This window comes from Serratia sp. CMO1 (assembly GCF_015689115.1).
Taxonomy (GTDB): Bacteria; Pseudomonadota; Gammaproteobacteria; order Enterobacterales; family Enterobacteriaceae; genus Serratia; species Serratia marcescens.
In genome coordinates this window covers 3,900,424-3,912,364 of the sequence record NZ_CP065032.1, presented here as the reverse complement: position 1 = coordinate 3,912,364, position 11,941 = coordinate 3,900,424, and the positions used below count along the sequence as shown (strand labels likewise).

General features: G+C 62.2%; 4 protein-coding genes. All 4 read left to right on the top strand.

The window, feature by feature from the left end; all coding sequences use genetic code 11:
- The first annotated feature begins 16 nt into the window (after positions 1–16).
- The 4 genes from recC (at position 17) to recD (ending at position 11,904) form a co-directional block, all read left to right on the top strand.
- Positions 17–3,388, top strand: coding sequence for an exodeoxyribonuclease V subunit gamma (gene recC, locus IT763_RS18645; protein WP_206194917.1), 3,372 nt, complete (start codon positions 17–19; stop codon positions 3,386–3,388).
- A 232-nt stretch (positions 3,389–3,620) separates the two neighbouring features.
- Positions 3,621–6,509, top strand: coding sequence for a pitrilysin (gene ptrA / locus IT763_RS18640; protein WP_206195463.1), 2,889 nt, complete (start codon positions 3,621–3,623; stop codon positions 6,507–6,509).
- A complete protein-coding gene (recB, locus tag IT763_RS18635) occupies positions 6,506–10,057 on the top strand; it encodes an exodeoxyribonuclease V subunit beta (RefSeq protein WP_049300396.1) in 3,552 nt (1,183 codons plus the stop codon). The genes ptrA and recB overlap by 4 nt, the downstream gene beginning before the upstream one ends.
- Positions 10,054–11,904, top strand: a complete 1,851-nt coding sequence (recD, locus tag IT763_RS18630; RefSeq protein WP_206194916.1) for an exodeoxyribonuclease V subunit alpha — start codon at positions 10,054–10,056, stop codon at positions 11,902–11,904. Before recB ends, recD begins: the two co-directional genes overlap by 4 nt.
- The last annotated feature ends 37 nt before the right edge of the window (positions 11,905–11,941 follow it).

Here is an 11,941-nt window from a genome sequence, read left to right as displayed (position 1 = left end):
TTTTAAAGGAGTCTTCATGTTCACTGTTTATCATTCCAATCAGCTGGATTTGTTGAAAACGCTGACCAGCGCGCTGATAGCCAGAGATCCGTTGGCCGATCCTTTTCAACAGGAGGTGGTGCTGGTGCAAAGCCCCGGCATGGCGCAATGGCTGCAGATGCAGCTGGCGGAACAGTTCGGTATCGCAGCCAATGTCGCGTTTCCGCTGCCGGCGACCTTCATTTGGGACATGTTCACCCGGGTGTTGCCGGATATTCCGAAAGAGAGCGCCTTCAGCAAGGATGCCATGACCTGGAAGCTGATGTGGTTGTTGCCGGAGATGCTGACTCAGCCGGCATTTGCGCCACTGCAGCACTATCTCACCGATGACGGCGACAAGCGCAAAATCCACCAATTGGCCGGCCGGGTTGCCGACCTGTTCGACCAGTATTTGGTTTATCGCCCGCAGTGGCTGGAGAGCTGGCAGCGCGGCGAGCGCATCGACGGTCTGCCCGAGGCTCAGCAGTGGCAGGCGCCGCTCTGGGCGCGGCTGGTGGAGTACACGCGCGAATTGGGGCAGCCGGAATGGCACCGCGCCAATCTGTACAGCCGCTTTATCCACGCGCTCGAGCAGGCAACAGCGTGCCCGCCCGGTTTGCCGCCGCGGGTGTTTATCTGCGGCATCTCGGCGTTGCCGCCGGTCTATCTGGAAGCGTTGCAGGCGCTGGGGCGGCATATCGACATCCACCTGATGTTCACCAACCCTTGTCGCTACTATTGGGGCGACATTCAGGATTATGCTTTCCTGGCCCGCTTGCAGAGCCGCAAGCGTCGTCATTACCACCAGGCTCGCGAGCAAGGGCTGTTTCGCGAGCCGGCCGACGCGGCGCGCCTGTTTGACGCCGAAGGGCAGCAGCAACTCAGCAACCCGCTGCTGGCCTCTTGGGGCAAGCTGGGGCGCGATCACCTCTATTTGCTGTCGCAGATGGAAGGGGCGCAAGAGGTCGACGCCTTTGTCGATATCCCGGCGGATACCATGCTGCACGCCGTTCAGCGCGACATGCTGGAGTTGGAAGATCATGCGGTGATCGGTATTACCGCGGAAACGCTGGAAAGCAGCTTCAGCAAACGCCCGCTTGATGAGAACGACCGCTCCCTCAGCCTGCACGCCTGCCACAGCCCGCAGCGGGAAGTGGAGGTGCTGCACGATCAACTGCTGACCATGCTGGCGCAGGATCCCGCGTTGACGCCGCGCGATATCATCGTGATGGTGGCGGATATCGACAGCTACACGCCTTATATTCAGGCGGTGTTCGGCAATGCCCCCGCCGAGCGCTACCTGCCGTTCGCCATTTCTGACCGCAAAGCGCGGCAGGCGCATCCGGCGCTGCAGGCGTTCATTTCACTGCTCGATCTGCCGCAAAGCCGCTTTACCTCGGAACAGGTGCTGGCGCTGCTGGAGGTGCCTGCCCTGGCCGCCCGTTTCGCCATTGGCGAAGAGGGGCTGCGTCTGTTGCGCCACTGGGTCGGTGAATCCGGCGTGCGCTGGGGCCTGGACGACGATAACGTGCGCGAACTGGATCTGCCCGCCACCGGCCAGCATACCTGGCGCTTCGGTATTACGCGCATGCTGCTCGGCTACGCGATGGACAGCAATGCCGGCGATTGGCAGGGCATTTTACCTTACGACGAATCGAGCGGGTTGGTCGCCGAACTGGCGGGGCAGTTGGCAGACCTGCTGGCGCAGCTCAGCCACTGGCGGCAAATTTTGAGCGAAGCGCGCCCGCTCGAGGCGTGGCTACCGCTGTGCCGGCAACTGCTGGATGCCTTCTTCGAAGCGGAAAGCGACACCGAAGTGGTGCTGGCATTGATCGAGCAGCAGTGGCAGCAGGCCATCAATTTTGGCCTGGCGGCGCGCTATCCCGATGAGGTGCCGTTGACCATTCTGCGCGACGATCTGGCGGCGCGCCTCGATCAGGAGCGCATCAGCCAGCGCTTCCTTGCCGGGCAAATCAACTTCTGCACGCTGATGCCGATGCGCTCCATTCCGTTCAAGGTGGTGTGCCTGCTGGGCATGAACGACGGCGTGTATCCGCGCACGCTGCCGCCGCTGGGTTTCGATCTGATGGCGCAGCAGGTCAAACGCGGCGACCGCAGCCGGCGCGATGACGACCGCTATCTGTTCCTGGAAGCGATTTTGTCCGCGCAACAGCGGCTGTATATCAGTTTCATCGGCCGTTCCATCCAGGACAACAGCCCGCGCTACCCTTCGGTGCTGGTCACCGAGCTGCTGGAGTACCTGGAACAAAGCTATTGCCTGCCGGGAGATGAAAAACTCAGCGCAGACGACAGTGCTCGGCGGGTTGGTGAGCATTTGCTTAAGTGGCACGCGCGCATGCCGTTCGCCGCCGAGAATTTCTTGCCGGGCTCGGAGGAGCAAAGTTATGCCGCCGAGTGGCTGCCTGCCGCCGATGGCCGCGGTGCGGCGCACCCGGCCTTCAACCAACCGCTGCCCGCCGAAGCGCTGCAGCAAATATCGTTGGATGAGCTGCTGCGGTTTTATCGCCATCCTATCCGCGCCTTCTTCCAGCTGCGGCTGGGCGTCAGTTTTATCCTGGAAGAGACTGAGCTGCCGGACGAAGAGCCCTTCACGCTGGATAACCTCAGCCGCTACCAGTTCAACAGCCAACTGCTGAATACCCTGATCGACGGCGACGATCCCGAACGTTTGTTCCAACGGGTGCGTGCCGCCGGCGGCTTGCCCTATGGCGCCTTCGGCGAGATCTATTGGCAAAAGCAGCAGGAAGAGATGAGCGAACTGGCCGAGCAGGTGCGTGCGGAACGCGCAGAGAGCCATAGCCTGGAGCTGGATATCGATATCGCCGGCGTACGTCTCAGCGGCTGGCTGCATCAGGTGCAGGATGACGGCCTGTTGCGCTGGCGGCCCGCCACGTTGTCGGCGGTGGACGGCATATTGCTGTGGCTGGAGCACCTGGTGTACTGCTGCGCCGGCGGCACCGGCGAGAGCCGCATCTACGGTCGCAAGAACTCCGCCTGGCGCTTTGCCGCGCTGGCGCCTGAAGAGGCGCAGGCGCAGCTGGCGGAACTGCTGGCGGGCTATCAGAGCGGTTTGTGTCAGCCGCTGCTGTTGCTGAACAAGAGCGGCTGGGCGTGGCTGAGTCAGTGCTATCAGCCGGAAACGCAGCAAATCGACTGGGAGGAAGAAGCGCAAATTAAGGCACGGGCCAAATTGCTGCAGGCTTGGCAGGGCGATCAGCGCATACCCGGAGAAGGGGAAGATCCCTACGTGCAGCGAGTGTTCCGCCAATTGGATAATGAATACTTAGCGCAAATACTGGCCGAAACAGAGCGTTATCTGCTGCCGATGGCGCGACATAACCTGGGGTAACAATCCCCCGGTGGTGCTGTACGGCGGGAGGTGGTAAAAATAACGAAGGTTATATTCAACCATTGGGGTGATTCCCGGTCTTACATAACGTACAGGCATATACCCGCCGTGTTTCGGATCGCCACATTGGCGAAGATCCCGGCGAGTACAGATTTGGTTATGTGGTTTTGATGCACGTCGCCAACGTCAGGGAGTGGGCGTAGCGACGTCAGAATAGGGGTTTATTTTGGATATGCGCAGACAGTTGGTCCGTATCACCGGGCTGGTACTATTGGCTATGTGTTGGGCACCGTTGAGTTGGGCCGCGCAAGGATGGCAACCGCTGACGGAGAAGATCAACAAGAGCGAACACGATCCGCGTCAGTATGAAGCGATCAAGTTGGCTAATGGCATGACGGTGTTGCTGGTGTCTGATGCCCAGGCGCCGAAATCGCTGGCGGCGCTGGCATTGCCGGTTGGATCGCTCGAAGATCCGAACAGCCAACTGGGATTGGCGCACTATCTGGAACATATGGTGCTGATGGGCTCCAAACGCTATCCAGAGCCGGAAAACCTGTCCGAATTCCTGAAAAAGCACGGCGGCAGCCACAACGCCAGCACGGCCTCTTATCGCACCGCCTTCTATCTGGAAGTGGAAAATGACGCGCTGGAGCCGGCGGTCGACCGCATGGCCGACGCTATTGCCGAGCCGCTGCTGGATCCGGGCAATGCCGATCGCGAGCGCAATGCGGTGAACGCCGAGTTGACGATGGCGCGTTCGCGCGACGGCATGCGCATGGCGCAGGTCGGCGCGGAAACCCTTAACCCGGCGCACCCGAGCGCGCGCTTCTCCGGCGGCAATCTCGATACGTTGAAAGACAAGCCGGACAGCAAGTTGCACGATGAACTGACCGGCTTCTATAAGCGCTACTATTCCGCCAATCTGATGATGGGCGTTTTGTACGGCAATCAGCCGCTGCCGCAGCTGGCTGACATTGCGGCGAAAACCTTTGGCCGCGTGCCGAATCATGACGCCAGCGTGCCGCCGATCACCGTGCCGGCCGTGACGCCGGAACAGCAGGGCATCATCATTCACTATGTGCCGGCGCAGCCGCGCAAGCAGCTGAAGGTCGAGTTCCGCATCGATAACAACAGCGCCGCGTTTCGCAGCAAAACCGATACCTACATCAGCTACCTGATCGGCAACCGCAGCAAAAACACCTTGTCTGACTGGTTGCAGAAGCAGGGGCTGGCGGACGCCATCAATGCCGGCGCCGATCCGATGGTGGATCGCAACGGCGGCGTCTTCGCTATCAGCGTCTCGCTGACCGACAAAGGCCTGGCCCAGCGCGACCAAGTCGTCGCCGCCATTTTCAACTACCTGAAAATGCTGCGCAGCGAAGGCATCAAGCAGAGCTACTTCGATGAAATCTCGCATGTTCTGAACCTGGACTTCCGTTATCCGTCGATCACGCGCGACATGGACTATATCGAATGGCTGGTGGACACCATGCTGCGCGTTCCGGTTGAGCATGCGCTGGACGCGCCTTATCTGGCCGACCGTTATGATCCTAAGGCGATCGCCGAACGCCTGGACGCCATGACGCCGCAAAACGCGCGCATCTGGTTCGTCAGCCCGGATGAACCGCACAATAAGACGGCCTATTTCGTCAACGCGCCTTACCAGGTCGACAAAATCACGCCGCAGCGCTTTACGCAGTGGCAGCAGTTGGAGAGCGGCATTTCCCTGTCGCTGCCGGCGCTCAACCCGTACATCCCGGATGACTTTACCCTGACCAAGCCATCGCACGAGTTCAAAAAACCGGAAAGGGTGGTGGATAAACCCGGCCTGCGCGTGCTGTACATGCCGAGTCGTTACTTCGCCGACGAGCCGAAGGCCGACGTCACCGTCGCTTTCCGCAACGCCAAAACCATGGATTCCGCGCGCAATCAGGTGCTGTTCTCGCTGACGGATTATCTGGCCGGCCTCGCGCTGGATCAGTTGAGCTATCAGGCGTCGGTCGGCGGGTTGAGCTTCTCGACCTCGCCGAACAACGGTCTGATGTTTAACGCCAACGGCTTCACCCAGCGTTTGCCGCAGTTGCTGACGGCGCTGATCGAGGGTTATTCCAGCTTCACGCCGACGGAAGATCAGTTGGCGCAAGCCAAATCCTGGTATCTGGAGCAGTTGGACGCCGCCGAGAAGGGCAAGGCGTTTGAGCTGGCCATTCAGCCGGTGCAGATGGTTTCCCGCGTGCCGTATTCCGAACGCAGCGAGCGCCGCGAGGTGCTGAAGACGTTAACGCTGAAAGACGTGCTGGCCTATCGCGACAGCCTGCTGGCCGAGGCCACGCCGGAGCTGCTGGTAGTGGGCAACATGAGCAAGCAGCAGGTCGACACGTTGGCGTCGACGTTAAAACATCGTCTGGGCTGTACCGGTAGCGAATGGTGGCACGGCGAAGACGTGGTGGTGGACAAGAATCATCTGGCCAACCTGCAACAGGTGGGCAGCAGTACTGACTCGGCGCTGGCGGCGGTTTATGTGCCGACCGGCTACGACGAAGTGACCGGCATGGCCTACAGTTCGCTGCTGGGGCAGATTATTCAGCCGTGGTTTTACAGCCAGCTGCGCACGCAGGAGCAATTGGGGTACGCGGTCTTCGCCTTCCCGATGTCGGTAGGGCGCCAGTGGGGCGTGGGCTTCCTGTTGCAGAGCAACAGCAAACAGCCGGCCTACCTGTACCAGCGCTATCAGGATTTCTACCCGAAAACCGAGAAACGCCTGCGCGACATGAGCGAGGCGGACTTTGAACAGTACAAACAGGCGCTGATCAATGAGCTGAAACAGCGGCCGCAAACCCTGAGCGAGGAGGCCAGCCGGTTCGCCAACGATTTCGATCGCGGCAACTTCGCCTTCGATACCCGTCAGAAGCTGATCGCGCAGGTGCAACAGCTGACGCCGGCCAAACTGGCGGATTATTTCCACCAGGCGGTGATCCAGCCACATGGGCTGGCGGTGCTGTCGCAGGTCAGCGGCAGCGGGCAAGACAAGGCGGATTACGCGGCGCCTAAGGACTGGGTCACCTATCCGAACGCGTCGGCATTGCAGCAGATTTTGCCGCGTAAAGTGGCGACGCCATGACGGAAATTGCCCCGCAGAGGTTGGAGCCTCTGTCGCTGCCGCTGTTCGGCGAACGCCTGATAGAAGCGTCGGCGGGCACCGGCAAAACTTTTACCATCGGCGCGCTGTACCTGCGTTTGCTGCTGGGGTTGGGCGGTGAAGCAGCGTTTCCCCGCCCGCTGACGGTCGAAGAAATCCTGGTGGTGACCTTTACCGAGGCCGCCACCGAGGAGCTGCGCGGGCGTATCCGCGACAATATTCACGGATTACGCATCGCCTGCGTGCGCGGTGTCAGCGCCAACCCGCTGTTTTCGGCGCTGATGGCTGAAATTGACGATTTGACCGACGCCGCCTCGCAGCTGCTGGCGGCGGAGCGGCAGATGGACGAAGCGGCGATCTACACCATTCACGGCTTTTGCCAACGAATGCTGACGCACAACGCCTTCGAGTCCGGCATGCTGTTTGAACAAACGCTGGTGCAGGACGAGCTGCCGTTGCGGCGGCAAGCCTGCGCCGATTTCTGGCGTCGCCACTGCTATCCGTTGCCGCTGGGCGTGGCGCGTGCGGTCAGCCAGGAGTGGAGCGGCCCGGAAGCGTTGCTGGCCGATCTCTCCGGTTATCTGCACGGTGAAGCGCCGGCGCTGCGTCGGCCGCCGAAGGATGAAGAAACCGTCCTGATGCGCCACGAGCAGATCGTCGCGCGCATCGACGCCATCAAGGCGCAATGGCGGGCGGAGGCGGGCGATCTGGAAGCGTTGATCGCTCAGTCCGGCGTCGATAAGCGCAGCTACAGCAGTAAACACCTGCCGAACTGGCTGAACAAGGTCGGCGAATGGAGCGGGCAGGAGACTCAGGACTACCAGTTGCCGAAGGAACTGGATAAATTTCGCCAGTCGGTGCTGCTGGAGAAGACCAAGAAAGGTGAGCCGCCGCGGCATACGCTGTTCACGGCGATAGATGAGTTGTTCGCTGAACCCTTGACGCTGCGCGACCTGATCATGGCGCGTGCGCTCAGCGAGATCCGCACCTCCATTCAGCAGGAAAAGCGCCAGCGCGCCGAACTGGGATTTGATGACCTGCTCAGCCGGCTGGACGGTGCCCTGCAAAGCGGCGGCGGCGAACAGCTGGCGCAGGCGATCCGCCAGCGATACCCGGTGGCGATGATCGATGAATTCCAGGATACCGATCCGCAGCAATACCGTATTTTCCAAAAACTTTACGTCGGCCGGCCTGATTGCGGCCTGCTGTTGATCGGCGATCCCAAGCAGGCGATTTACGCCTTTCGCGGCGCCGACATCTTTACCTACATGCGCGCGCGTTCAGAGGTGAGCGCCCACTATACGCTGGAGACCAACTGGCGCTCGTCGCCGTCGATGGTCGCCAGCGTCAATCACCTGTTTTCTCAGGTAGAAAAGCCTTTCCTGTTCGGCCAAATCCCCTTTATTGAAGTTAACGCGGCGGAAAAGAACCAAGGGCTGGCGTTTGAATTGCACGGCAAGCCGCAGCCAGCGATGCAGTTCTGGCTGCAGCAGGGAGAAGGCGCGGGTGTAAGTGATTACCAACAGCTGATGGCGCGCCTGTGCGCCACGCAAATTCGCGACTGGCTCAGCGCCGGGCAGCAGGGCCAGGCGCGGCTGCAGAGCGGCAAGGCGTCACGGCCGGTACAAGCCTCCGATATCACGGTGCTGGTGCGCAGCCGCAATGAGGCGGCGTTGGTGCGCGATGCGCTGAGCGCGCTGTCTATTCCGTCGGTCTACCTGTCCAACCGCGACAGCGTGTTTGACACCCCGGAGGCCAAAGACATGCTGTGGTTACTGCAGGCGGTGTTGGCGCCGGAGCAGGAGCGCACGCTGCGCAGCGCCATGGCCACCGGGCTGATGGGGTTGGACGCGCCGACGCTGGACGGCCTGAGCCGCGATGAGCGCGCCTGGGACGCGCTGGTTAACGAGTTCGACAATTACCGCACGCTCTGGCTGCGCCGCGGCGTGTTGCCGATGCTGAGCGAGGTGATGAAAGCGCGCCAGCTGGCGGAGAACCTGTTGGCCAGCGTCGGCGGCGAGCGTCGCTTGACCGACGTGCTGCATCTGGGGGAACTGTTGCAAGAGGCGGCGGCGCAGCTCGACAGCGAGCATGCGCTGGTGCGCTGGCTGGCGCAGCAGATCGCCCAGCCCAATCGTCAGTCCGATAATCAGCAGCTGCGGCTGGAGAGCGACCGGCATCTGGTGCAGGTGATCACGATCCACAAATCCAAGGGGCTGGAGTTCGATCTGGTGTGGTTGCCATTCATCGGCAACTTCCGCCAGCAGCAACAGGCGCTGTATCACGATCGCCACAGTTTCCAGGCGTTGCTGGATCTCGACGCCAATGAAGAGAGCCAGGCCTGGGCGGAGGAGGAGCGGTTGGCGGAAGATCTGCGTCTGCTGTACGTGGCGCTGACCCGCTCGGTGTACCACTGCAGCATCGGCATCGCGCCGCTGTTCCAGGGCACGCGCAAGAAACAGGGCGATACCGATCTGCACCGCAGCGCATTGGGTTATCTGGTGCAGGGCGGGCAGGCCGGCGACGCCGTGTATCTGCAGGAACGTCTGCAGCAATTGGCGGGCGGGGGTATCGCACTGTCGCTGGTTGAACCGCCGGACGAAGAACCCTGGCAACCCCAGGCGGCACTGGCCGAAGCGCTGGCGGCGAAAAGCTTTACCCGGCGGATCCAGGATTTTTGGCGGGTGACCAGCTATACCGGTTTGCAACAGCACGGCGCGAGCCTGATGCAGGATCTGCTGCCGCGTCTGGATGTCGACGCGGCGGGCGAGCGGAGTGAGGAGAGTGAGCCAGCGCTCACACCGCATACCTTCCCGCGCGGCGCGGCGCCCGGCACCTTCTTGCACAGCCTGTTCGAAACGCTGGACTTCACCCAGCCGTTGGATGAACAGTGGCTGCTGGCACAGCTGCAACAGCAAGGATTTGCCGAACACTGGCAGCCGATTTTGCTGGCGTGGATGCAGGTATTGCTCAACACGCCGCTCGCCGACAGCGGCGTGACGCTGGCGGCGCTAACGCCGCAGCACAAGCAGGCCGAGCTGCAGTTCTATTTGCCGATCAACCGGCTGTTGCAGGCGAAGGAGCTCGATGCCCTGGTGAAGCGTTACGATCCGCTTTCCGCCCGCTGTCCGGCGCTGGATTTCCATCAGGTGCAAGGCATGCTGAAAGGCTTTATCGACCTGGTGTTCTGTTGGCAGGGCAAATACTACCTGCTGGACTACAAGTCCAACTGGTTGGGAGAAGACAGCAGCGCCTATACCCGGCCGGCGATGGAGCAGGCGATGGCGGAGCATCGTTACGATCTGCAATATCAGCTGTATACGCTGGCGCTGCACCGTTATCTGCGTCATCGGCTGCCGGATTACGATTACCGGCGTCATTTCGGCGGGGTGATTTATCTGTTCCTGCGCGGCGTGGATGCGGCGCACCCGGGCAACGGCATTTTCACCTGTCTTCCCGAGTTTGAGCTGGTGGCGGGGATGGATCGTTTGTTCAGCGGCGAGGCTGCTGCGACGGAGGATGGATCATGATCGCACTGCTGGAGCAGGCGGTGGCGCTTGGCGTGTTGCGCCCGCTGGACGTGCAGTTCGCCCGCGTGGTGGCGAACGAAGACGAGCCCGATATTTTGCTGGCCGCCGCCTGCCTGAGCGCAGAGGCGGGGGCCGGTCACGTCTGCCTGATGCTGGAGCAGCTGCAGGCGGATACGCTGTTTGAAGGGCGCCAACCGGCGCTGGCGCTGGCGGTGTGGGAGGCGGCCGGGCGGCCGGATGGCGTGCGTTGGCAGCAGCGCCTGGCGGCCAGCGCGGCGGTCGGGGACGGCAGCGAGGCTACGCCGCTGGTGCTGCGCGGGCCGCGCTTGTATCTGCAGCGCATGTGGCAAAACGAAGGTGAAGTGGCGGCGTTTATCGGCGGCGAAGGCGACTCGCTGGCGGTGCCGGAGGCTGAACTGCGCACTATTCTTGACCGTTTGTTCGGCTCGGCGAGCGATGAACCCGATTGGCAGAAGATCGCCGCCGCGGTGGCCGCCACGCGGCGCATTGCGGTCATTTCCGGCGGGCCGGGCACCGGTAAAACCACCACCGTCGCCAAGCTGTTGGCGGCGCTGGTGCAGTTGGATGAAAGCGCGCGCTTGCGCATTCAGCTGGCGGCGCCGACTGGGAAGGCGGCGGCGCGCCTGACGGAGTCGCTTGGCAGCGCCAGCCGTCAGCTGGCGTTGACCCCGGCGCAGCAGGCGCTGTTCCCGACGGAGGCGGCGACGTTGCACCGCCTGTTGGGGGCGCAACCGAACAGTCAGCGCATGCGCTATCACCGCGGCAACCGGCTGCATTTGGATGTGCTGGTGGTGGATGAGGCCTCGATGGTCGATCTGCCGATGATGGCGCGCCTGATTGCCGCGTTGCCCGATCGGGCCCGGGTAATTTTCCTTGGCGACCGCGATCAGCTGGCCTCGGTGGAGGCCGGCGCGGTGCTGGGGGATATTTGCCGTTTTGCCGAGCAGGGATACAGCGATGCGCGCGCTGCAGAGCTGAGCCGCCTGACCGGCTGTTCGATCGAAGGACAGCTGGCCGTTGCGGAAGCGGCGGTGCGCGACAGCCTGTGCCTGCTGCGCAAGAGCTATCGCTTCGACGCCCGTTCCGGCATCGGTCAACTGGCGTTGGCGGTCAACGCCGGAGCGGGGGATCACTCGCTGGCGGCACTAAACGGCAGTTTCGGCGATGTCATGGGTTATGCGTTGGCGACGAGCGAAGAGTATCAGACGCTGTTGGATGCCTGCGTGGCGGGCTATCGCGACTATTTGCGGCTGACCGCCGAAGGCGCAGACGCGGCGGCGGTGCTGGCGGCCTTTGGCCGCTTCCAGGTGCTGTGCGCGCTGCGTGAAGGGCCGTTTGGCGTCGCCGGCCTGAACGAGCGCATTGAGATCGGGTTGCAGCGCGCCGGTCTGATCGACCGTAAACCGGGCGTGCTCGGCCGTTGGTATCGGGGGCGGCCGGTGATGATCGGCCGCAACGACAGCGCGCTGGGGCTATTCAATGGGGATATCGGCATTACGCTGCCGGATGAGCGCGGCGAGCTGCGCGTGCATTTCCAATTGCCGGATGGAAGCATCAAGTCGGTGCAGCCGAGCCGTTTGCCGGCGCATGAAACCGCCTATGCCATGACGGTGCACAAATCTCAGGGATCGGAATTTGACCATACGGTTCTGGTGTTGCCGAATCACTTCCTGCCGGTGCTGACGCGTGAATTGGTCTATACCGCGATCACTCGCGCGCGTAAGCAGCTCTCGCTGTATGCCACGGAGGCGGTGTTGCTGCGGGCCATTCGCACGCCGACCCAGCGCCGCAGCGGATTGGCTGAACGATTACAGGCAACGGAATAAACGATGAAGGGGCGCGGCAACGGCCGCGCCCACTGGG

What these genes read in the sequence shown, in the direction of transcription:
- recC (WP_206194917.1), top strand. Translation starts at nt 17, where the DNA reads ATGTTCACTGTTTATCATTCCAATCAGCTGGATTTGTTGAAAACGCTG.
- ptrA (WP_206195463.1), top strand. Translation starts at nt 3,621, where the DNA reads ATGCGCAGACAGTTGGTCCGTATCACCGGGCTGGTACTATTGGCTATG.
- recB (WP_049300396.1), top strand. Translation starts at nt 6,506, where the DNA reads ATGACGGAAATTGCCCCGCAGAGGTTGGAGCCTCTGTCGCTGCCGCTG.
- recD (WP_206194916.1), top strand. Translation starts at nt 10,054, where the DNA reads ATGATCGCACTGCTGGAGCAGGCGGTGGCGCTTGGCGTGTTGCGCCCG.